We start from the raw sequence: 21,212 nt of genomic DNA, 5'->3' as shown, positions 1-21,212 counted from the left end.
GGGAATCGCCACGATGCAAGTCCACAGCATGGAATTCAAGGCGCGCGCCGGCCAGAAGCTGGCCGACCAGCGCCTGCAGCAGAACCTGAAGAAGCTTTCGACCAAGTTCGTCACGGCCCGCGCCGACGCGATCCGCGATATCGACTTCGACGCCACGCGCGAGGCCCTGAAAGAGCGCCGCGACCGCGCGCTGGAAAACCTCGACGTCTGGCTGGCCACCTTCGAAGAGAACGCGACGAAGCGCGGCGCCACGGTGCTGTTTGCCGAGACCACTGCCGATGCCGCGCGCCTGGTGGCCGAGATCGCGCAGAAGCATGGCGTGAAGAAGGTCATCAAGAGCAAGTCCATGGTGACCGAGGAAATGCGGCTAAACCAGGTGCTGGGCGAGATGGGCGTGCAGAGCATCGAGACCGACCTGGGCGAATACATCCTGCAGATCAACGACTCGGAACCGCCGTCGCACATCATTGCGCCGGTGGTGCACAAGGACAAGGACGAGATCGCCGACCTGTTCGCCAGGGTCCACCACAAGCCGCGGCTGACCGAGATCCCGGAGATGACGCGCGAGGCGCGCGAAGTGCTGCGCCCCGAGTTCCTGAGCGCCGACATGGGCGTCACCGGCGGCAACTTCATCATTGCCGAGACCGGCTCGGTGGCGGTGGTCACCAACGAGGGCAACGAAGGCATGTGCACGGTGATGCCGCGCGTGCACGTGGCCGTGACCGGCATCGAAAAGGTGCTGCCGACGCTGGAAGACCTGGCCACGGTGATGCGCCTGCTGCCGCGCTCGGCCACCGGCCAGGCCATCTCGAACTACTTCTCGCTGCTGACCGGCCCGCGCGCCGAGGGCGAGCGCGACGGCCCCGAGCACATGTACTTCGTGCTGGTCGATGGCGGCCGCACCGGGCTGATCGGCGGCGACTTCCAGGAGATGCTGCGCTGCATCCGCTGCGGCGCCTGCATGAACCACTGTCCGGTCTACCAGAAGATCGGCGGCCACGCGTATGGCTGGGTCTATCCGGGCCCGATGGGCAGCGTGCTGACGCCCAGCTACGTCGGCCTGGCCAATGCGATCGACCTGCCGCAGGCGGCGACCATGTGCGGCGAGTGCAACCGCGTGTGCCCGGCATCGATCCCGCTGTCGGACCTGCTGCGCAAGCTGCGCGAGAAGCAGATGGAGCGCGGGCTGCGCCCATGGCAGGAGCGCTTCGCGCTGCAGGCGTGGGGCTACGTCGCCAAACGCCCGGAGCTGTATGCCTTTGTCACCCGCATCGGCGCCTGGCTGCTGGGCCGCATGGGCGGCAGCAACAAGCTGATTGCCAGCCTGCCGATGGCGGGCAAGGGCTGGACCGAAACCCGCGACATGCCGGCCCCGTCGGGCCGCACGTTCCGCGAACTGTACAAGGAAAGGAGGGCACGTTCATGAGCGCCGCCAACAACGAAGCACTGGCGCGCATGCGTGCCGCACTGGACCAGCACCTGGCCGGATCGATGCCCGCTGGCGACCTGGTGCGCGCATGGCGCGAAGCCGGTACCGGGCTGGCGCTGCCGCCGGTCTACGGGCAGGCGATGGAAGAGCTGCTGCGCCGGCTCGAGATGTCGGCAGTGTTCGCGCAGGATAGCTGCTCGTTTTCGAGTTCGGCTGTGACGGACCAGCTGACGCGCTGGCTGGACAAGGCGGCAACGGTCTGAGGCTTCAGTACAGCACCACTAGCCCTTCATCATCCCCGTCAGCGTATCCACGAATTCCAGCGACAGCCGCGACAGCGGTTCGGTCTGCACATGGAAGATCTGCACCGAGGCATTGACCTTGGTGCGTATCGGCACCGCAACGATATTGGGCCAGCTCTGGCCGAACACGGTCATGGCATCGACCAGCGCGATGCCGGCGCCGGCCTGCGCCAGCGCGCGCGCCACGTGCGCCTGCTCCACCTGCACGCGCATATCGGGCTGGTTGCCCTCGCTGCCGAACATCTCGTGGACCAGCAATCCGAACGGCACGTCCGGTCCGTAGCCGATCAGGTCTTCTCCGACCAGCTCGGCCGGGCGCACCCAACTCCGCGTGGCCAGCCGGTGATCCACCGGCACCAGTGCCACGATCGCGTTCTTTACCAGCAGGCGCGCCTCCAGGTTGGGGTGCACCAGCGGCATGTTCGACACGGCCAGGTCCACCTGTCCCGACAGTAACGCGCGCAGCATATTGCCGGGGATCTGCGTTCGCACCACCACGCGCACCGCCGGGTGCGCGGCGCGAAAGCTCGCGATGGCGCGCGGCAGCACGGTCTGGCCCAGGTTGGGGCTGCATGTGAGGCGCAGGCTGCCGGTGCGGTTGGCCGCGAGGTCCTCGGCGATCTCGTTGACGCGCTCGATCCCTTCGTAGACCGCATTCACCTCGCCCAGCAGGCGCCGCGCTTCCGGCGTAGGGTAGAGGCGCCCCTTGGTGCGGCGGAATAACTCCAGGCCGAGGCGTTGCTCGGTGTGCGACATCAGCCGGCTGATGGCCGGCTGCGACACATACAGCAGCTTGGACGCGCCGCTGATCGAGCCGGTCAGCATCACCGCGCGGAATACCTCGATCTGGCGCAGGTTCATTTTCATGGCATTAACCTGATGTTAAGGCTGGTGGACATATAAGCATATGACAGTCAATGGCGCCATACCTACACTGGACTCCATCGACACACGCCGCGCGCCACAGGGCACGCACCAGCGATGTGCAGGGTTTTCCATCCCGGAGGCAGGAGACTGTATGAGCGACATCCATCTCACCTACATCAACGGCAAGGACATTGCGCGCCTGGAAATGACCGACGCCGAGATCCTCGACGCGGTCGAACAGGCGCTGGTGGCGCAGGGCAACGGCCAGACCGTGATCGAGCCACGCGTGCACCTGATTCCCGACCCCGCCTTCAACGGCCACTTCAACGTGTTGCGCGGCTATGTGGCGCCGCTGGGGCTGGCAGGCGTCAAGATCGTCGGCGACTTCGTCGACAACTACAAGCTCGGGCTGCCATCGGAAATGGCGATGCTCAACCTGTTCGATCCGCGCACCGGCATGCCGGTGGCGATGATCGATGCCACCTTCATTACCGATGCCCGCACCGGCGCGCTGACCGCGCTCGGCGCCAAGCATCTGGCGCGCCGCAACAGCAAGGTGCTGGGCCATATCGGCGCGCGCGGCACCTCCTACTGGAATGTGCGCCTGCTCGACAGCCTGTTCGACTTCGACGAGATCCGCGTGCACTCGCGCCGCCCCGAAAGCCGCAATGCCTTCGCCGCGAGGCTGGAGCGCGATCTCGGCAAGAAGATCGTCGTCACCGAAGACTGGGAGTCGTGCGTGCGCGGCGCCGATATCGTGATCGAGGCTTCGCGCCTGGAGCGGCCCACGCCGATGCTGAAGACCGAGTGGATCAAGCCAGGCGCCTTTGTCGTGCCGTACGGCACCATGAGCGCGGTCGAGCTGTCGCTGACCGACATCATGACCAGGATGGTGGTGGATGACTGGGGCCAGTGCAAGGGCGGCATGTTCGGCTCGCTGCGCGCGCATGTGGAAGCCGGCAAGCTGTCGGAACAGACGCTCTATGCCGAACTGGGCGAGATCGTCGCCGGGCGCAAGCCGGGCCGCCAGAGCGACGACGAGACCAACCTGTTCTGGCACCGCGGCCTGTCGCTGAGCGATATCGCGCTGGGCCACGCCATCCTGAAAAAGGCCGAGAGCCGCGGCCTGGGCCAGAGGTTGCTCTACGCATGATCGCCAACGCCCGCATGTACTCGGTCAGCGCGCCGGTGGAGCAGGCGTGGCGCGCGCTGCTGGCGCACGTGGCCGACCGCGCAGGCGTGGACCTGCCGTATGTCGAACATCCCGCGCCGGCCCCGGTCAACGCGTTGTGGGCGCGACCGGACTGCGGCTGCGTATTCATGTGCGGCTATCCCTATGCCAGCGCGCCGGTAACGCCGCAATTGCTGGCCGCGCCGGTGCCGGTGCTGGCGCGCTACGGCGGGCGCCCGGTCTACTTCAGCGAATTCATCGTGCGTGCTGACGCGCCGGTGCAGGCGCTGGCGCAGACCTTCGGCGCTCGGCTGGCATGCATGCTGCCAGAGTCCAACTCGGGCTACAACGCGCCGCGCCATCACCTGATGCGGCTGGCGCCGGCCGGCACCCGTGCGCTGTACCGGCCTGCCGCCGCACCCACGCCAACCCCGCGCCAAGTCATCGACGCGGTCATCGGCGGGGACGCCGAGGTGGGAGTGGTCGACAGCTATGTGCTGGACCTGCTGCGCCGCTTCGAACCCGGGCTCGCGGGCCAGCTGAAAACGCTGGAGGTGACCCCGGCCGCGCCGATCCCGCCGCTGGTCGCCTCGGCTCAGGCCGACCCGCACGAGTGCGCGTACGTGCGTGCCGCGCTGCTGACGCTGCATGAGGGTGCAACGGGGACCGCGTTGCTGTCCATGCTGGGGCTGGCGCGCTTTGCGCCGGTGCAACCGGCCGACTATGCCGTTCTGCCTGAACTCGCACGCGAAGCGGACCAGGCGGGGTTTGCGCTGACCGATGCCGGACCGGGCACGGCCAAGCACGATAATTAGACTGCCGGCGCGGTGGGGGAGCCAAGCCTGATCACTGCCAAATAGGGGAAACCGTCATGAAGACCGCTGTGAAACCTGATGTGGAAGCTGCCGTGAAGCCCGCCGTAAATCCTGTCCTTCGACGCATGGCCATGCGCTGCATGCTTGCCTGCATCGCGGCCTGCGCCCCGTGGCTCGCTGCCGCACCCGCGCTGGCCCAGCCGCCTGGGTACCCCGCCAAGCCGGTGCGCATCGTGGTGCCGTTCGCCGCCGGCGGGCCCGCCGATGTGCTCGGCCGCGCGGTTGGCGAAGGCATCGCCAAGGCCACCGGCCAGAGCGTGCTGGTGGAGAACAAGGCCGGCGCTGCCGGCACCATCGGCGTCGACATGGTGGCCAAGGCCGCGCCCGACGGCTATACGCTGGCGCTGGTGCCGGTCGGCAATATCGCGGTGAACCCCACGCTGATGCCGAACCTGCCGTACAAGCCGGCCGATCTGGCGCCGGTGGCGATGCTGGCCACCGCCGAGAACGTGCTGGTGGTCAATGCGGCCACGCCAGTCAAAACGCTGGCGGAACTGCTCAAGCTGGCCGGGCAGAAGCCGGGTGAGCTGAGCTTTGCTTCGCCCGGCGCCGGCAGCCAGGCGCACCTGGCCGGCGAACTGCTGCAGCTGGATGCCCATGTCAAGCTGAACCACGTGCCGTACAAGGGCATCAGCCCGGCCATGACCGATGTGGTCGGCGGCCAGGTGACGATGATGTTCGCGCAGATGTCGGCGGCGCTGCCCTATATCAAGGCCGGCAAGCTGCGCCCGCTGGGTGTGGCCAGCGCCAAGCGCTCGGCGGTGCTGCCCGATGTACCGACCATCGCCGAACAGGGCTTTCCGAAGTTCGAGGCGTTGTCGTGGTATGCGCTGATGGCCCCGGCCGGTACGCCCGCGGAGATCGTGCGCAAGCTCAGTCAGCATGTTGATGCAGTGCTGGCTGATGCGACGCTGAAGGAAAAGCTGGCAACGCTGGGGATGGAAGCGGCCGGCGGCACGCCGCAGCAGCTTGCCACCACCATCCAGAAGGAAAGCGCGCGCTGGGCCGGCGTGATTCGGCAGCGGCATATCACTATCGACTGAAGCGTCGCGCACTGGCATGAAAAAGGGGAGCCGCCTGGCTCCCCGTCTTCATTGCCCGCTGTCTTCAACCCAGCAAGAGCGCATCATCATCCAGCTGCTCGTGCCGCGTCTGCTCAAACATCTTCAGCAGGTCCGGCACATCCAGGCCCTTGCGCTTGTCGCCCGACACGTCCAGCACCACCTGCCCCTGGTGCAGCATCACCGTGCGCTGCCCATAGTCCAGCGCCTGGCGCATGCTGTGCGTCACCATCATCGTGGTCAGCTTGCTCTCCTCGACGATGCGCGCGGTCAGCTCCAGCACGAAGGCCGCGGTCTTCGGGTCCAGCGCGGCGGTGTGCTCGTCCAGCAGCAGAATGCGCGACGGCTGCAGCGAGGCCATCAGCAGGCTCACCGCCTGGCGCTGGCCGCCGGAGAGCAGGCCGATGCGGTCCGTCAGGCGGTTCTCCAGCCCCAGGTTCAGCAGCCGCAGCTTCTCGCGGAACAGCTCGCGCGAGGCGCGGTTCAGTGCCGGGCGGAAGCCGCGGCGGCTGCCGCGGGCCATGGCCAGGGCCATGTTTTCCTCGATGGTCAGCGCCTCGCAGGTGCCGGCCATCGGGTCCTGGAACACGCGGGCCACCAGTCGGGCGCGATCCCATGCGGGCTGGCGCGTGACGTCGGTGTCATCGATGGCAATGCGGCCCGAGTCGACCATCTGGTCGCCGCTGATCGCGTTCAGGAAGGTCGACTTGCCGGCGCCGTTGGAGCCGATCACGGCCACGAACTGGCCGCTCGGGATCTCCAGGCTGAGGCCGCGCAGGGCGCGGGTCTCGATCGGGGTGCCCGGGTTGAAGGTGAGCTTCAGGTCTTGTGCGCGCAGCATCTCAGGCACCTCCGTTCTTGCGGGCGAACAGCTTCTTGCGGGTCGCCGGCAGCACCAGCGCGATCGTCACCAGCGCGGCGGTGACCAGGTTCAGGTCCTGCGCCTTGAGGCCGATGAAGTCGCTGTTCAGCGCCAGCGCAATGAAGAAGCGGTACAGGATGGCGCCCAGCACCACGGCCAGCGTGGTCCAGATCAGGCGGCGTGCCGGCAGGATGGTTTCGCCGATGATCACCGCGGCCAGGCCGATCACGATGGTGCCGATGCCCATGGAGATATCGGAGCCGCCCTGGGTCTGCGCGAACAGCGCGCCGGCCAGTGCCACTAGCGCATTGGACAGCGCCATGCCGGCCAGCGTGGCGCGGCCGGTGGGGATGCCCTGCGAGCGGGCCATGCGCGGGTTGGCGCCGGTGGCGCGCATCGCCAGGCCCAGCTGCGAGCTGAAGAACCAGTCCAGGCCGACCTTGGCCACCACCACCACCACGAGCAGCACCAGCGGGCGCAGCACGTAGTCAGGCAGCCATTCGGGCTGCAGGATGGTGAACAGCGTGGGCTCGGTGATCAGCGGCACATTGGGGCGGCCCATGATGCGCAGGTTGACCGAGTACAGCGCGATCATCATCAGGATACTGGCGAGCAGATCCATGATCTTCAGGCGCACATTGAGCCAGCCGGTGATGAAGCCTGCCAGCGCGCCGGCCGCGATCGCCACGGCAGTGGCCACGAACGGGTCCTGGCCGGCGGCGATCAGCGTCGCGGCGACGGCGCCGCCGAGCGGAAAGCTGCCATCAACGGTCAGGTCGGGGAAGTTGAGGATGCGGAAGGAGATCAGCACCCCGAGCGCCACCAGGCTGAAGATCAGGCCGATCTCCAGGGCGCCCAGAAGGGAAAAGAGGGACATGGGGGAATCCTGTTGCAGGGGCTGGCAGCTGCCTTGGCGCCGCCTTCGGGGCGGGTGGGCCGGCACGCCCGTGTGGGGCTGCCGGCCGCCTCGCCCTGTTCTGTCCCGTCGGGCCGGATAGGCCCGACGGAGCACCCGCCGCCTTGCGGCGGCAGGGGGCAGTGCTGGTCTGTGCTTACTTGATGACCGTCTTGGCTTCCTTGACCAGCTCCGGCGACAGCGTGACGCCTTGCTTGGCAGCGGCGCCCGTGTTGACGAAGAGTTCCAGGTTGTCGCTGGTCTGCGAGGCGATCGCGCCCGGCTTCTCGCCCTTCAGGATGCGCACCACGACCTTGCCGGTCTGGCGGCCGAGGTCGCCGTAGTTGATGCCCAGCGCGGCCACGGCGCCACGCTTGACGCTGTCGGTATCGGCGGCCACCAGCGGGATCTTGGATTCGTTGGCGACCTTGACCAGGGACTCATACGCCGACACCACGTTGTTGTCGGTGTTGGTGTAGATCACGTCGACCTTGCCGATCAGGCTCTTGGCGGCCGGGCCGATGTCCACGGTACGCGGCGCGGCGGCTTCCTTGAGCGTCAGGCCGTCCTTGGCCAGCAGCTCCTTCAGTTCCTTGACCACTACCACCGAGTTGGCTTCGCCCGGGTTGTAGACCATGCCCACGGTCTTGGCCTTGGGCACCACGCGCTTGATCAGGGCGACCTGCTTGTCCAGCGGCAGCTTGTCCGACACGCCGGTCACGTTGGTGCCCGAGGCCGACCAGCTCTTGACCAGCTGCGCGGCGACCGGATCGGTCACGCCCGAGTACACCACCGGCACGGTCTTGGTGGCGGCAACCACGGCCTGGGCCGACGGCGTGGCGATGGCAACGATGGCGTTCGGGTTGTCGCCGACGAACTTGCGGGCGATCTGCGCCGCGGTGCCGGTGTTGCCCTGGGCGCTCTGGTATTCCCACTTCAGGCTCTTGTCGGCGTCATAGCCGGCGGCCTTCAGTTCGGCGCGCACGCCGTCGCGGATGGCGTCCAGCGCGGGATGGTCAACGATCGACAGCACCTTGACGGTCTGGGCCTGCACGGCGCCGCCGTACAGCAGTGCCAGCGCCACGGCGCCGCCCAGGATGGACTTGGTTGCTGCGAGACCCCTGATGGACTTCATTGTCTGTTCTCCCCCGAAACTCGGTTCTGGATTGGATACGGCCGCGGATGGTTCGGTCCGCCGTCCTGGCCCGCGCGCATGCTGGCGTACGGTGCCGGTCCGGGCGGGCGCGGCGGCTTCCTGCGGCTGGAGGGAGCGTGCGCGGGCGCGTCGGATGCGACAGCGATAAGCCTGCGAGGATACCACTTCCCGCGCACGATATGGACAGTCATCATGCCGAAGTGGGGCATCGGATGCTGTCAGACGCCCGCAATCCGCCATCGAGGCGCATTTAATTGCGCGGGATTCATATTTTGCTTGTGGATTACCCTGATTGCGGCGGCGACATCTTCATGCAATTGCGCGATCCGGGTGTCGAGGCTTTCCTCGATCCCTGGCCTTCACCACCATGATGAAAACGATGGGGCACGCGCCACGTACTGACGGTCAAAGCGGGGATCTTGAATTCACGTTTCGAAAAGATTCATGTCTTCCGATCGATATCCGGAATTTCAGATCAGCTAGCATTCATCCACCGCGGCAGCGCCGGGACACCCCTGGAAGAGGGCTTGCCCCGAACTCTCCGGCACAGTGCTGGATCCGCGAGCGATGAGATGGATTGTCCTCCGTGATGGCATCAAAACCTGTGAGGTTCGCTATGTATCGTGTCTTGAGTATTGCCGTGCTGGGGGTCTCGCTTGCGGCGTGCAGCAGCCCGGCCCCGACGGCTTCGGCGCCGGTTACGCAGCCCGCGTCGGTCCAGCCCGCGGCTTCCACTGAACCGGCGGCTGCCAGCAAGCCGGCAGGCAATGCCGTGGACCCGGCGGTGATCCAGGCCCTGAACAACATGGGCACCTACCTGTCGACGCTGAAGCGTTTCAGCGTCGATATCGACCTGGACGGCGAGCGCGTCCTGGCCGATGGCCAGAAGCTGCAGCATTCGGCGACCGCCAAGATCGACATCGACCGGCCGAACAAGATTCGGGCGCAGATGCGAAGCGCGCGCGCGCAACGTGACCTGTTCTACGACGGCAAGACCGTTACGCTCTACCAGCCGGAGCAAAAGTACTACGCGTCAGCCGGCGTGACGGAAAACCTTGGCGACCTGATCGTTCATCTGCGCCAGCGGTTCGGGATCGAGGTGCCGATCGGCGACCTGTTCCTGTGGGGAACGCCCGCGGCACCTGTGGACAACATCACCTCGGCCATGTACGCGGGCAGGGACTACATCGATGGCACCCTCTGCGATCACTATGCCTTGCGCCAGGAGGCGGTCGACTGGCAGATCTGGATTGCAAGCGGCAGCCGTCCGGTGCCGCGCAAGGTGGTGATGACCAACCGGGCTGACGAGGCACGTCCGCAGTCGGTGACCTGGCTGGACTGGAAGCTGAAGCCGGCTTTCAAGGATTCCGTCTTCCACTTCACGCCGCCGCAGGGCGCCCGTGAGGCCAAGTTCGTTCCGCTCAAGACCCAGTGAAGGAGAGGCACATGAAACGAGTCGAAAAGTCCCTCCTCGCGCTCCTGGGTGCCGTCGTGCTTGCCACCTATGGCTGGGTGCCGCAGGCTGAAGCGCGTGGCGGCGGTCACGCCGTGGGGCGCGGCGGTGGTGGTGGTGGTGGTGGTGGTGGTGGCGCACAGGTCAGCAACGTGCGGGCCGACGCGCGTACGAACAATGTGCGCAGCGCCAGCGTGAACAGTGTCAGTGCCAACCGGAACGTCAACGTCAATACGAACCGGAACGTCAACGTCAATGTCGACACGCATGGCGGATGCTGCGGCGGCTGGGACAACGACTACCATCCGGTTGCCACCGCTGCCGCCGTTACCGCAACGGTGGCTGTGACCGCTGCTGTGGTGGGTTCGGTCGTGCGCTCGGTTCCGCCAAGCTGCGTCCCGGTCAGCTATGGCGGCATGGTGTACCAGCAATGCGGCAGCACCTGGTATCAGCCGCAGGGACCCCAGTACGTTGTGGTGAATGCTCCGTACTGACGCGGCCGGCTGCGATCGGTTGAGCCGCGTCAGTCCTGCCTGACGGCGCCGGCTCAGCCGCGCAGCGCCGCGGCGCACTCGCGCACCAGCGCCGGGCCGCGGTAGATCAGGCCGCTGTAGACCTGCACCAGCTTCGCGCCGGCATCGATCTTGGCGCGCGCATCGGCGCCGCCGAAGATGCCGCCCACGCCGATGATCGGCACCGCGTCGCCGACCACGCCGTGCAGCGCGCGCACCACCCGGGTCGAGGCCTCGAACACCGGGCGGCCGGACAGGCCGCCGGCTTCGTCGGCGTGGGGCAGGCCCTTGACCGCCTCGCGCGAGATGGTGGTGTTGGTGGCGATCACGCCGTCGATCTTGTGCCGCACCAGTGCGTCGCCGATATTGCCGACCTGGTCGGCATCCAGGTCCGGCGCGATCTTCAGCGCCAGCGGCACGTAGCGCTTGTGCCGGTCGGCCAGGCGCTGCTGCGCATCCTTCAGCGTCGACAGCAGGCTGTCCAGCTCGCTCGCGCCTTGCAGCTGGCGCAGGTTCTTGGTGTTGGGCGACGAGATATTGACCGTCACGTAGCTGGCGTGCGGGTAGACGCGCTCCAGGCAGTAGAGGTAGTCATCGTTGGCGCGCTCGATCGGCGTATCGGCGTTCTTGCCGATGTTCAGCCCCAGCACGCCGCCCTCGGCCTTCCAGCGCGATGCCCGCACATTGGCGACAAAGGCATCGACGCCACCGTTGTTGAAGCCCATGCGGTTGATCAGCGCATCTGCCTGCGGCAGCCGGAACATGCGCGGGCGCGGGTTGCCCGGCTGCGCGCGCGGCGTGACCGTGCCCACCTCGATAGAGCCGAAGCCGAGCGCGGCCAGCCCGTCGATATAGGCGCCGTCCTTGTCCAGCCCCGCGGCCAGGCCGACCGGGTTGGGGAAGCGCACCCCCATGACCGTGCGCGGGTCGTCGGCGATCTTGTTGCCGATGCAGCCGCCCAGGCCCATGCGGTGGGCGCGCAGCAGGTTGTTCAGCGTGAAATGGTGGGCGTCCTCGGCATCCATCGAGAACAGGGCCGGGCGAAACAGGGGGTAGAGCGCGTTGAGCACGTGGGGCAGGGGCAGAGTGAATACCAGGCCCGCATTGTAGCGGCTGGGCCGCATGCCCGGGCAGCGCGCGGACGGATGCCGCGCCCCGGCTATTCCCGGCTGGGTGCAGGCTAGGGGCTGGCCGCATCCCCGGCTTCATCCTCGAACGCGTGCCAGTGGTTGCCGGTCAGAACCTGCAGCGGCCGGAAGCGTGCCTTGTAGGCCATCTTGCGGCTGTCGGCGATCCAGTAGCCCAGGTAGAGGTGCGGCAGGCCCAGCTCGCGCGTCTGGCGGATCTGCCACAGGATGTTGTAGGTGCCGTAGCTGGCGTTGCGTTCGAGCGGGTCGTAGAAGGTGTAGACCGACGACAGCCCGTCGTCGAGCACGTCGATCATGCTGACCATGCGCAGGCGCCCGGCCTCGGGCGAGCCCGGCGGTTCGCGGAACTCCACCAGGCGCGAGTTGACGCGGCTCTGCAGCAGAAACTGTTCGTACTGGTCGCGGCTGTCCTGGTCCATGCCGCCGCCGGCGTGGCGCATCGACTGGTACAGCAGGTACAGCGAATAATGCTCTTCGACATAGGTCAGCGGCGCCACCAGTGCCTGCAGGTGCTGGTGGCGGCTCCAGGCGCGGCGCTGCGAGCGGTCCGGCGCGAACTGGTCGACCACCACGCGGCAAGGCGTGCAGGCGTGGCATTCGTCGCAATACGGCCGGTAGGTGAAGATGCCGCTGCGACGAAAACCGGCGCGCACCAGGCGTGAATAGACGTCGGCATTGATCAGGTGCGCCGGGGTGGCAACCTGGGAGCGTGCCATGCGGCCGTCGAGATAGCTGCAAGCGTAGGGCGCCGTGGCATAGAACTGCAGCGCGGAGAGCGGAAGTTCCTTCAGCTTGCTCATGACTCAGGGGGCTCCGGGCGGGACGTTGTGGCCGGACGCGCAGTCAGCGGGGCGTCCCGTGCCAGGTTTCAGCCGGCCGGCGCGGCTGGCGTCCCGGCCCAGCGCTCCAGCACCGATTTGTCGAACCGCCACGGGCTGATCGCCGGTTGCGCCGTCGCCGCCCGCACATGGGCCACGAATTCCGCGCGGGGGATCGGGCGCGCACCCAGCGAGGCCAGGTGGTCGGTTTCCTGCTGGCAGTCTATCATCGCCACGCCGTGATTGCCGAGGAACGCGCACAGCGCCGCCAGCGCAATCTTCGAGGCATCGGTGCGGTGCGCGAACATCGATTCGCCGAAGAACATCCGCCCCAGCGCCACCCCATACAGGCCGCCTACGCGTTCGCCGCGGTACCAGCTTTCGACCGAATGGGCCATGCCGTTGCGGTGCAGCGTACCGTACGCGGCAATGATGTCGTCGGTGATCCAGGTGCCATCCTGGCCGTCGCGCGGCGTGGTCGCACAGGCGCGCATCACCGCCAGGAAGTCGTCGTCGACGCGGATTTCCCAGTCAGCATCGCGCAGCACGCGCCGCAGGGTCTTGCGCAGGTTGAGCGAGACGCGCAGCGCCGGCGGGGGCAGCACCATGCGCGGATCGGTGCTCCACCACAGCACCGGCTGGCCACTCGAATACCACGGGAAGATGCCCTGGCGGTACGCCAGCAGCAGCCGCTGGGGCGACAGGTCGCGGCTGGCCGCCAGCAGGCCGGGGGCCTCGGAATCGGGCCCGAGCGCCTCGGCAACCGGCGGAAACGGATCTTGCGGGTCCAGCCAGGCAATCATGCGGGCTGCGCCGTAGGGCGATGCGCGGCAGCCGCGCCGCTCAGGGCGTGACCGTGGCCCGGCTGGTCAGCGGGCGCATGGGCTTGTCGATATCCAGGCTGTGCAGCCGGAAGCTGCCGTCCTTCAGCCGGCCGGCGGCGCGGTCGGCGAAGAAGCAGCGCAGGGTGTGGATCACGGTGGGGAATGCCAGTTCATCCCAGGGCACATCGGCCTCTTCCACCAGCTTGACCTCCAGGCTTTCCTCGCCGGGGGCGATATCCAGGTCGTCCAGCGTGGCCAGGTAGAAAAGATGCACCTGGTGCACATGCGGCACGTTCAGGATCGAGAACAGCTCGCCGACCTGTACGCGCGCGCCGGCTTCCTCCAGCGTTTCGCGCGAGGCGGCCTGCGCGGTGGTCTCGCCGATCTCCATGAAGCCCGCCGGCAGGGTCCAGAACCCGTAGCGCGGCTCGATCGCGCGCTTGCACAGCAGGATCTTGTCTTCCCACACCGGGATCGTGCCGACGACGTTGCGGGGATTGACGTAGTGGATGGTGCCGCAGTTGTCGCAAACACTGCGCGGGCGGTTGTCGCCATCAGGCACGCGCAACACGACCGCATGACCACAGTTCGAGCAGAATTTCATGAGGGGCGTCCGGGAGGAATGGCGAAAGTGTATCACCCTCGCCGAGGGGGCCGGCAGGCATGATTGGGGCGGTGGGGCACCATCGGTCAATGCAGCCTGGGGCTGCACGGAGGGCAACATCTGGTTGCCAGCGCCGGGGCAGCAGAAAACAAAAAACCCGCCAGTGGCGGGTTTATCTGCTTTGACGGCGCCGCATGATACGCATCATGCGGTTGGTTGCGGGGGCAGGACTTGAACCTGCGACCTTCGGGTTATGAGCCCGACGAGCTGCCAACTGCTCCACCCCGCGTCCGTCGAAGAGAAGACTATATAGCATCTGGTTGCGCAATGCAACACCTGATTGAAAATACCTTCCAGCGGTGAGCATTGCCGCCTGCCATAACGATTAGATCGCCGGCACGGGTCAGAGGTTCATCCCTTGCCAGCGTTATCGATTGTGCGCTGCCACAGGGCGGCTTCGAACTCGAAGCTGTCGCGTTGCTGCAGGTCGTCGCGCTGCCAGATCACGCGGTCGCGGCGTACCGTCAGCATCCAGGTGGTGGTGGCCAGCGGCGCCGGGTGGGAGAACGCGCGCGGGGTCAGCACCGCGCCGCAGGGGCCATGCTGGGGATCGCGCACGGAGGTGTAGCGGATCATGCCGAGGCCGGCTTCGCGCGCGATGCGGCCGAAGGCCTGGCAGGGCTCGTGGTGGTCGGGGTCGGTCCAGGTGGCGAGGTCCTGGTCGAACGGCGGTGTATCCAGCGCCACGCCCCAGGTCTCGACGCGCACTTCGAACAGCGTCTGCGCGCGGGCGTCGATGCCCGGCAGCGCGGGGCTGTCGTTGAGGAAGCGCCAGCGCCAGTAGCCGAGTTCGGCGCAGGCGGTGCGGATTTCGTTGGCGCCGTAGAACACGCCCGGGTCCTGGCTGGCGCGAAAGCGCGAGCCCCAGGGCGAGGGCGGATAGCGGAACGGGGTGAACAGCAGGTAGTGCAGGTGGCGTGCCTCGGCGGGCACGGCGGGTTTGCCGGCGTCGAGCACGGCTTCCAGCACAGCCTGTTCTTCCAGGCTGTCGACCAGCGGCATGGTGGATACGACGTGCTGGGCCTCCACCGCCCGCCACAGCGTGAGCGCGAACTGCCGGCGCTCAGATGCGACCGCGGGTGGCGTCCAGGTAGTGAACGACACGGACCAGACCTTCCGTTGTGCGGATCATTTCAAGGGGCTTGCCGCCCAGCGCCAGGTTTTCATGGGTCAGCCATAGCCGGGCCTGGTCGCCGTGGCCCAGGATGGCATCCAGCGATCGGAACAGGCGCACGAACAGCACGCCGAATTCCCACTCCTTGCGGTGCGCATCGAGCACATAGCCGCCAGATGCCATGCGCGACACCGATGCCGTGCTGATGCCCAGCACGCTTGCCACGACGGCCTGGCTAATGCCGAGGAAGCCAGCGGCACGCATCACCGCCTTGGTCAGCGTGGTGCCGGGGTCGGGGCCGCCGGCGGGATCGATTTCCGGAATCCGCCTCGATTGCATCGCCATCACTCCTGTTTCTTGAGAAATATTATAGGCGATGCATTTCACAAGGGAAGCGCTTGCTGAAAAAAGCAGCAAACTGCGGGGGCTGCGTCAGTAGGTCTCGATATGAAGCCGGCCCTCTGCCTTCATTGCGGCTTCGATCTCCGGCCAGGCGTGCCCGGAGCCGGCGCACACTGCTTCGAATGCCTCCAGTACGCCTGCTTCCATGCCCTTCAATCCGCAGATATAGACATGGCCGTTGGGATCGGCCAGCAGGGCGGCGGCGCTGTCCGCGGCCTCGCGGATCGCGTCCTGCACGTAGCGGCGCGGCGCGGCCGGGTCGCGCGAGAAGGCGAAATGGATGTCCAGGAAGTCCCTGGGCAGCTTCAGCAGCGGGCCGAAGTAGGGCAGTTCGTTGGCGTTGCGGGCGCCGAAGAACAGCATCCGGCGCCCGCCGAAGTGCGCCATGTTGCGGCGCATGCGCTCGGTCATGGCGCGCATCGGCGCCGAGCCCGTGCCGGTGCAGATCATCATGATGCTGGCCTCGGCATGGTTGGGCATCAGGAAGGTCGATCCGAACGGGCCCACCACCTGTACGTTGTCGCCCTTGGCCAGGTCGCACAGGTAGCTGGACGCGACGCCCCGCACCGGCTTGCCATCGTGGTCCTGGTCGACCCGTTTGACGGTCAGCGCCAGGTTGTTGTAGCCGGGGCGCTCGCCGTCGCGCGGGCTGGCCACCGAGTACATGCGGATGTAGTGCGGCTTGCCCGACGCATCCGTGCCGGGCGGCACGATGCCGATCGACTGGCCTTCCAGGATCGGGAAGAAGTGCGTGCCGAAATCCAGCACGATATGGTGGATGTCGCTGGACGCGTCCTCGGCGGTCAGCCGGTAGTTGCCGGCCACGGTCGCAGTGACCGGCGCGCGCACGCCGTGCAGGTTCACATAGGGATGGGCCGCCGACCACGGCGCACGCGGCGAAGTGTGGCAGCTGGTTTCCACGGACTGGATGGCGGCGTCGGGCGCGGCGCCGGTTGCCGCGCCGCTGCCGAGGGTTGCCTGCGGCGCCTCGCCCAGGTCGGCCAGTTCCGGCAGCGGCACCTCGGCCGGCAATTCGTCCCACAGCAGTTGCGCCTCGATCGGGTAGGCCTGGCCGCGCAGCATGGTGCGCCAGTTGTCGATGGCGCCGGTCGGGCACGGCGACAGGCAGGCGTTGCAGCCATTGCACACGTCCGCCCTGACCACGTAGTTGCGGTCGTCGTGGGTGATGGCATCGATCGGACAGGTGTCCTCGCAGGTATTGCAGCGGATGCAGATTTCCGGATCGATCAGGTGCTGCTTGATGATGTCGGGGGCGCCCATGGCGTGTCTCCGGTGGCTCCTGGCCTGTCCTTGTGGTTCTGGTTCAGTTGAAACGCACGTACTCGAAATCCATCGGCTGGCGGTTGATGCCCACCGCCGGCGGCGCGATCCAGTTGGCGTACTTGCCCGGCTCCACCACGCGGCCCATCAGCGAAGCCACAAAGGCGCGGTCTTCATCGGTGGCCAGCCACTTGCGTTCGTTGGCCTTCCACTCGGCTTCGGAAATCAGCTGGCCCTCGGGCGAGACGTGCACATTGGCCAGCGTACCGATCTTGCGGTTGAAGGCCTTGTGCGGCACGGTCAGGCGGAACGCGATGCCGGCCTTCTCGATGACCTTGTTCCAGCGCGCCACGCCGCCCATGCTGTCCTTGATGTAGTCGTCGCGCAGCACTTCATTGAGCGCATTGAGCATCGGCACCTCGCGCTCGCCCAGGTGGCCGTCGCGCACTTCCAGCACGCGGTAGACATCGCCCTTGAGCATGTGGTCGTCGGCGCGCTTGCCTTCCTCGAAGCGGCCCTTCAGCCCGGCGCTGTAGAAAGTGGCGGCGTTGGACGACTGGTCGGCGCCGAACAGGTCGATGGTGACGCTGTAGTGGAAGTTCAGGTAGCGCTGGATGGTCTCCAGGTCGATCACACCGGCGGCGCGCACTTCGGCGGGGTCTTCGATGCCGCGTTCGCGCATCACCTCGCAGGTGCGCTGGATCACGCGCGACACGCCGGATTCACCCACGAACATATGGTGCGCTTCCTCGGTCAGCATGAAGCGCGTGGTGCGCGCCAGCGGATCGAAGCCGGATTCGGCCAGCGCGCACAGCTGGAACTTGCCGTCGCGGTCGGTGAAGTAGGTGAACATGAAGAACGCCAGCCAGTCCGGCGTGCGCTCGTTGAAGGCGCCGAGGATGCGCGGATTGTCCTGGTCGCCCGAGCGGCGCTCCAGCAGCGCCTCGGCTTCCTCGCGGCCGTCGCGGCCGAAATAGCGGTGCAGCAGGTACACCATCGCCCACAGGTGGCGGCCTTCCTCCACATTGACCTGGAACAGGTTGCGCAGGTCATACAGGCTCGGCGCGGTCAGGCCCAGGTGGCGCTGCTGCTCCACCGAGGCGGGCTCGGTGTCGCCCTGCGTGACGATGATGCGGCGCAGGTTGGCGCGGTGCTCGCCCGGCACGTCCTGCCAGGCGGCTTCGCCCTTGTGCTCGCCGAAGTGGATCCTGCGCTCGGGGTCGGCCGGCTGCAGGAAGATGCCCCAGCGGTAGTCCGGCATCTTGACGTGGTCGAAGTGCGCCCAGCCCGATGGATCGACCGACACCGCGGTGCGCAGGTAGACATCGAAGTTGTGCGAGCCGTCCGGCCCCATGTCGCGCCACCAGTCGAGGAACGCCGGTTGCCAGTGTTCCAGTGCGCGCTGCAGCGCGCGGTCGTCGGACAGGTTGACGTTGTTGGGGATCTTCTGGCTGTAGTCGATGCTCACGTGCTGTCTCCTTGTTGTCTGGCGGGGCCCGGGCCCTACACCCGGTCCCAGTCGAAGCGTGCCTTGTTGCCACTGCCGAAGACCTTCAGCGCGCCGTTCTCGCCGACGGCGTTGGGGCGCTGGAAGATCCAGTTCTGCCACGCGGTCAGGCGGCCGAAGATGCGCGTTTCCATGGTCTCGGCGCCGCCGAAGCGCAGGTTGGCTTCCATCCCGGTCAATGCATCCGGCGACAGGCTGGCGCGTTCTTCCAGGGCGATGCGGATCTCGTCCTCCCAGTCGATATCGTCGGGCGCGGCGGTGATCAGCCCGAGCGAGTCGGCGCTGAGCGCATCCAGCGGCGCGCCGATATGCTCGCGCACCGCCGTAAGCGCGGCCTCGTCGCCATAGAAGCGCGCCGCCAAGCGGGTTTGCCCGTTGGGCATGGGGTAGTGGCCGAAGTTGAGCGCGGAGGCGAACACGCGCGGCGCGTCGTCCGGGGCGTCGGGCAGGTGCAGCATGTAGCTGCGGTCGGCGGCCAGCGCCAGTTCCAGCAGCGTGCCGGCAAAGCAGGAATCGGCTTCGATCAGCGCGATCAGGCTGCGCGACGACACATCCAGCCGCGCCAGCGTGCGGCGCAGCATGCCGATGGTCTCGCGCACGAACCAGTGGCCGGCATGCGCCTGCAGCAGCGCGTCGGCGGCCAGCACCGCGGCCGGGTCGCCATCGGTCTTGAGCACCCAGATGCCGATATCCAGGTGGTTGGCGCGCAGTGTCAGGATGGCGTCGTCAAGCTCGCGCGCCATCTTCAGCGGCCACCATTGCGCGCCGGCCGCGACCACGCCGGCAAGATCCGCGGGCTGGTGCTTGTCGGGCCCGAACACGGTCAGCGTGGCCTTGCGCGCAGCGGAATCGACATGCACGCGCACGGTCTCGTAGCGGTAGCCGTCGGGCTCGATGGTGCGCGACAGCGGTGTCAGCGTGATGCCGTGGTGTCCCTGTGGCCGGTCGCTGGTGGCCGCCAGCGCCGCCGCGCGCTCGGCGATATGCTCGGCAAAGCGCGCCGGCTTGACCACCTCGTCAACCAGCTTCCAGTCCTTCGCGCGTTGGCCGCGCACGCCTTCCGTGGTGGTGCAGAAGATGTCCGCGTGGTCGCGGCGCACGTGGCGCTTGTCGGTCACGCGCGTGAGGCCGCCAGTGCCGGGCAGCACGCCGAGCAGCGGCACCTCGGGCAGGCTGACCGCGGACGAGCGGTCATCGACCAGCACGATCTCGTCGCACGCCAGCGCCAGTTCATAGCCGCCGCCGGCGGTGGTGCCGTTGCAGGCGGCGATGAACTTCAGCCCCGAGTGCCGGCTGGCATCCTCGATGGCATTACGGGTCTCGTTGGTGAACTTGCAGAAATTGACCTTCCATGCATGCGACGACAGCCCCAACATGAAGATATTGGCGCCCGAGCAGAAGATGCGGTCGCGCGCGCTGGTCAGCACCACGGTGCGCACTTCTGGGTGTTCGAAGCGGATGCGCTGCAGCGCGTCGTGCAGTTCGATATCGACGCCAAGGTCGTAGGAATTGAGCTTCAGCGCGTAGCCGGGGCGCAGTCCGCCTTCCTCGTCGACGTCCATCGCCAGCGTGGCGACGGGGCCGTCGAAACTCAGTTTCCAGTGGCGGTACTGGTCGGGATGACGCTCGAAGGTGACGGGTGCGGGGGCGTCTGACGGGGCGGCTGCCTGGTCAGGGCGCAGTGGGGCGGTTGCCGGCGCGGACATGGCTGTCTCCTGAGTGCACTATAGTGCCTTGCGGCTTTTGATGAAATATAGTGCATGGAGACGGCCGGCGCAATGTCTTTGTCAGTCGCGCGCCGCCGGCAGGTGGTCAGGCGCCGGCGGCCTGCAGCTGGGCGCGCAACTGTTGCAGCGAGGCGGCGGCGTCCTGCCCGCTGGTGTCGATCGAGATATCAGCGCGGTCATAGAGCGGCGCGCGTGCCTGCAGGATGCGGCGCAGGTCGGCCATGGCCTCGCGGTTGCCTTCCATCGGCCGCATGTCGCCCTGGGCCACCACGCGCGCCATGTGTTCCTCAGGCGAGGTGCGCACCCAGATGGTGTAGCACTGCGACAGCAGCAGGTTGAAGGTGGCGGGTTCAGAGACCAGGCTGCCCGGCGTGGCCAGCACCAGGCGGTCGTGCTCGCGCAGGGTGCGCTCCAGTGCGCGCATTTCGTAGCGGCGGTAGGCCGCCTGGCCGTAGAGCGAATGGATTTCCGACAGGCTGGCGCCGGCTTCCTGCTCGATCACGGTGTTCAGTTCGACAAAGGGCACGTCCCTGGCCGCTGCCAGCGCGCGGCCCAGGGTCGACTTGCCGGCGCCGCGCAGGCCGATCAGTGCGATGCGGCGGTGGCGCGCATCGCCGGACTCTGCGGGGGCCAGTGCATGGCGGCAGGCTTCACGCACGCGCGCCAGGTCGCCCGCGGGCAACTGCGCCAGCCATTGCACCATCTGCGCAAACGCGGTGGCCTGCTCGCCGTTGAGGCCGTCCACTTCGGCCAGCACCACCGGCAGCGGCACGTCGAGCGCGCGCGCCACCTGGCGCAGCAGCAGCACCGACGCATTGCCGGTGCCGGTTTCCAGGTTGGCCAGGTAGCGCTCGGACACGCCGGCGCCGCGCGCCAGGTCCTTGCGCGACATGCCGCGCGAGGCGCGCAGGGAGCGGATGCGCTCGCCCAGCAGCGTCAGGTAGGGGTCGCGCTCGGCGTTGGCGGCTGCGACGGGCGCATCCCCGGCAGGACGCGCGTCGGCTTCGGTCTCGTTGGCGGGCAGCGGGGCGGGATCGCGACGCATGGTGGTGGTTTCGGGTTGACCGGCAGAAAAAGCAAGGGCGCATTATACGAGCAGCCCTGGTGCGCCAAGTGGCGCGGCAGGCAGTCGGTTCGATAAAGC

The 21,212-nt window shown here is 67.3% G+C and carries 21 protein-coding genes and 1 tRNA gene; 7 read left to right on the top strand and 15 right to left on the bottom strand.

The window, feature by feature from the left end:
* Nucleotides 1-13 precede the first annotated feature (13 nt).
* Nucleotides 14-1,426 carry a LutB/LldF family L-lactate oxidation iron-sulfur protein gene (locus AC07UK_RS26750; RefSeq protein ID WP_436221352.1) on the top strand — a complete coding sequence of 471 codons (1,413 nt, stop codon included), beginning with the start codon at nucleotides 14-16 and terminating at the stop codon, nucleotides 1,424-1,426.
* A complete protein-coding gene (locus tag AC07UK_RS26745) occupies nucleotides 1,423-1,692 on the top strand; it encodes a hypothetical protein (RefSeq protein WP_011615045.1) in 270 nt (89 codons plus the stop codon). Before AC07UK_RS26750 ends, AC07UK_RS26745 begins: the two co-directional genes overlap by 4 nt.
* 18 nt (nucleotides 1,693-1,710) lie before the next feature.
* Here the strand turns inward: AC07UK_RS26745 and AC07UK_RS26740 are convergent, their stop codons facing one another.
* Complete coding sequence (locus tag AC07UK_RS26740) at nucleotides 1,711-2,598, bottom strand: LysR substrate-binding domain-containing protein (protein ID WP_436221353.1); 888 nt, start codon at nucleotides 2,596-2,598, stop codon at nucleotides 1,711-1,713.
* Nucleotides 2,599-2,749: 151 nt separating this feature from the next.
* Here AC07UK_RS26740 and AC07UK_RS26735 point away from each other — a divergent pair, with 151 nt between their 5' ends.
* The 3 genes from AC07UK_RS26735 to AC07UK_RS26725 are packed head-to-tail and all read left to right on the top strand — an operon-like array spanning nucleotide 2,750 to nucleotide 5,687.
* Nucleotides 2,750-3,751, top strand: coding sequence for an ornithine cyclodeaminase family protein (locus AC07UK_RS26735; RefSeq protein WP_011615047.1), 1,002 nt, complete (start codon nucleotides 2,750-2,752; stop codon nucleotides 3,749-3,751).
* Nucleotides 3,748-4,584, top strand: coding sequence for a phosphate/phosphite/phosphonate ABC transporter substrate-binding protein (locus AC07UK_RS26730; protein WP_436221354.1), 837 nt, complete (start codon nucleotides 3,748-3,750; stop codon nucleotides 4,582-4,584). The genes AC07UK_RS26735 and AC07UK_RS26730 overlap by 4 nt, the downstream gene beginning before the upstream one ends.
* Before the next feature lie 56 nt (nucleotides 4,585-4,640).
* Nucleotides 4,641-5,687 carry a tripartite tricarboxylate transporter substrate binding protein gene (locus AC07UK_RS26725; RefSeq protein WP_436221355.1) on the top strand — a complete coding sequence of 349 codons (1,047 nt, stop codon included), beginning with the start codon at nucleotides 4,641-4,643 and terminating at the stop codon, nucleotides 5,685-5,687.
* A 64-nt stretch (nucleotides 5,688-5,751) separates the two neighbouring features.
* Here the strand turns inward: AC07UK_RS26725 and AC07UK_RS26720 are convergent, their stop codons facing one another.
* The 3 genes from AC07UK_RS26720 to AC07UK_RS26710 all read right to left on the bottom strand — a co-directional run bounded on the left by AC07UK_RS26720 (nucleotide 5,752) and on the right by AC07UK_RS26710 (nucleotide 8,597).
* Entirely contained in the window at nucleotides 5,752-6,546 is a 795-nt protein-coding gene (locus AC07UK_RS26720) for an ABC transporter ATP-binding protein (protein WP_035815713.1), read from the bottom strand.
* A 1-nt stretch (nucleotide 6,547) separates the two neighbouring features.
* Nucleotides 6,548-7,444 carry an ABC transporter permease gene (locus AC07UK_RS26715; RefSeq protein ID WP_013956412.1) on the bottom strand — a complete coding sequence of 299 codons (897 nt, stop codon included), beginning with the start codon at nucleotides 7,442-7,444 and terminating at the stop codon, nucleotides 6,548-6,550.
* Between the two features lie 175 nt (nucleotides 7,445-7,619).
* Nucleotides 7,620-8,597 carry an ABC transporter substrate-binding protein gene (locus AC07UK_RS26710; RefSeq protein ID WP_436221356.1) on the bottom strand — a complete coding sequence of 326 codons (978 nt, stop codon included), beginning with the start codon at nucleotides 8,595-8,597 and terminating at the stop codon, nucleotides 7,620-7,622.
* Between the two features lie 637 nt (nucleotides 8,598-9,234).
* On the opposite strand from AC07UK_RS26710, the gene AC07UK_RS26705 reads away from it, so the two are divergent.
* The gene (locus AC07UK_RS26705; RefSeq protein ID WP_436221357.1) at nucleotides 9,235-10,053 is read left to right on the top strand and encodes a DUF2092 domain-containing protein; all 819 of its coding nucleotides are present in this window, start codon (nucleotides 9,235-9,237) and stop codon (nucleotides 10,051-10,053) included.
* 11 nt (nucleotides 10,054-10,064) lie between these two features.
* Nucleotides 10,065-10,565: a hypothetical protein gene (locus tag AC07UK_RS26700; RefSeq protein WP_494686815.1), complete on the top strand. Its 501-nt coding sequence runs from the start codon at nucleotides 10,065-10,067 to the stop codon at nucleotides 10,563-10,565.
* Between the two features lie 53 nt (nucleotides 10,566-10,618).
* Here the strand turns inward: AC07UK_RS26700 and AC07UK_RS26695 are convergent, their stop codons facing one another.
* The 11 genes from AC07UK_RS26695 to AC07UK_RS26645 all read right to left on the bottom strand — a co-directional run bounded on the left by AC07UK_RS26695 (nucleotide 10,619) and on the right by AC07UK_RS26645 (nucleotide 21,113).
* The gene (locus AC07UK_RS26695) at nucleotides 10,619-11,653 is read right to left on the bottom strand and encodes a quinone-dependent dihydroorotate dehydrogenase (RefSeq protein ID WP_436223062.1); all 1,035 of its coding nucleotides are present in this window, start codon (nucleotides 11,651-11,653) and stop codon (nucleotides 10,619-10,621) included.
* A 110-nt stretch (nucleotides 11,654-11,763) separates the two neighbouring features.
* Nucleotides 11,764-12,531 carry an arginyltransferase gene (locus AC07UK_RS26690; RefSeq protein ID WP_436221359.1) on the bottom strand — a complete coding sequence of 256 codons (768 nt, stop codon included), beginning with the start codon at nucleotides 12,529-12,531 and terminating at the stop codon, nucleotides 11,764-11,766.
* A gap of 68 nt (nucleotides 12,532-12,599) precedes the next feature.
* Nucleotides 12,600-13,352 carry a leucyl/phenylalanyl-tRNA--protein transferase gene (aat, locus tag AC07UK_RS26685; RefSeq protein ID WP_436221360.1) on the bottom strand — a complete coding sequence of 251 codons (753 nt, stop codon included), beginning with the start codon at nucleotides 13,350-13,352 and terminating at the stop codon, nucleotides 12,600-12,602.
* Nucleotides 13,353-13,392: 40 nt separating this feature from the next.
* The gene (locus AC07UK_RS26680; protein ID WP_436221361.1) at nucleotides 13,393-13,977 is read right to left on the bottom strand and encodes an NUDIX hydrolase; all 585 of its coding nucleotides are present in this window, start codon (nucleotides 13,975-13,977) and stop codon (nucleotides 13,393-13,395) included.
* 213 nt (nucleotides 13,978-14,190) lie between these two features.
* Nucleotides 14,191-14,266: transfer RNA gene (locus AC07UK_RS26675), tRNA-Met, on the bottom strand.
* Between the two features lie 122 nt (nucleotides 14,267-14,388).
* Nucleotides 14,389-15,141, bottom strand: a complete 753-nt coding sequence (locus AC07UK_RS26670) for an RES family NAD+ phosphorylase (RefSeq protein ID WP_494686814.1) — start codon at nucleotides 15,139-15,141, stop codon at nucleotides 14,389-14,391.
* Entirely contained in the window at nucleotides 15,101-15,490 is a 390-nt protein-coding gene (locus AC07UK_RS26665) for an antitoxin Xre/MbcA/ParS toxin-binding domain-containing protein (protein ID WP_436221363.1), read from the bottom strand. Before AC07UK_RS26665 ends, AC07UK_RS26670 begins: the two co-directional genes overlap by 41 nt.
* A gap of 93 nt (nucleotides 15,491-15,583) precedes the next feature.
* Complete coding sequence (gene boxA, locus AC07UK_RS26660; RefSeq protein WP_494686813.1) at nucleotides 15,584-16,834, bottom strand: benzoyl-CoA 2,3-epoxidase subunit BoxA; 1,251 nt, start codon at nucleotides 16,832-16,834, stop codon at nucleotides 15,584-15,586.
* A 43-nt stretch (nucleotides 16,835-16,877) separates the two neighbouring features.
* On the bottom strand, nucleotides 16,878-18,302 hold the full coding sequence (gene boxB, locus AC07UK_RS26655; protein ID WP_436221365.1) for a benzoyl-CoA 2,3-epoxidase subunit BoxB: 1,425 nt from the start codon (nucleotides 18,300-18,302) through the stop codon (nucleotides 16,878-16,880).
* A 35-nt stretch (nucleotides 18,303-18,337) separates the two neighbouring features.
* Complete coding sequence (gene boxC / locus AC07UK_RS26650; RefSeq protein ID WP_436221366.1) at nucleotides 18,338-20,047, bottom strand: 2,3-epoxybenzoyl-CoA dihydrolase; 1,710 nt, start codon at nucleotides 20,045-20,047, stop codon at nucleotides 18,338-18,340.
* Between the two features lie 106 nt (nucleotides 20,048-20,153).
* Nucleotides 20,154-21,113: a helix-turn-helix transcriptional regulator gene (locus AC07UK_RS26645; RefSeq protein WP_436221367.1), complete on the bottom strand. Its 960-nt coding sequence runs from the start codon at nucleotides 21,111-21,113 to the stop codon at nucleotides 20,154-20,156.
* Nucleotides 21,114-21,212: the final 99 nt, after the last annotated feature.

This window comes from Cupriavidus sp. GW821-FHT07C08, assembly GCF_059419025.1.
Note: the sequence above shows the minus strand (reverse complement) of the source record. Positions and strands in the feature narration are given on the sequence as shown.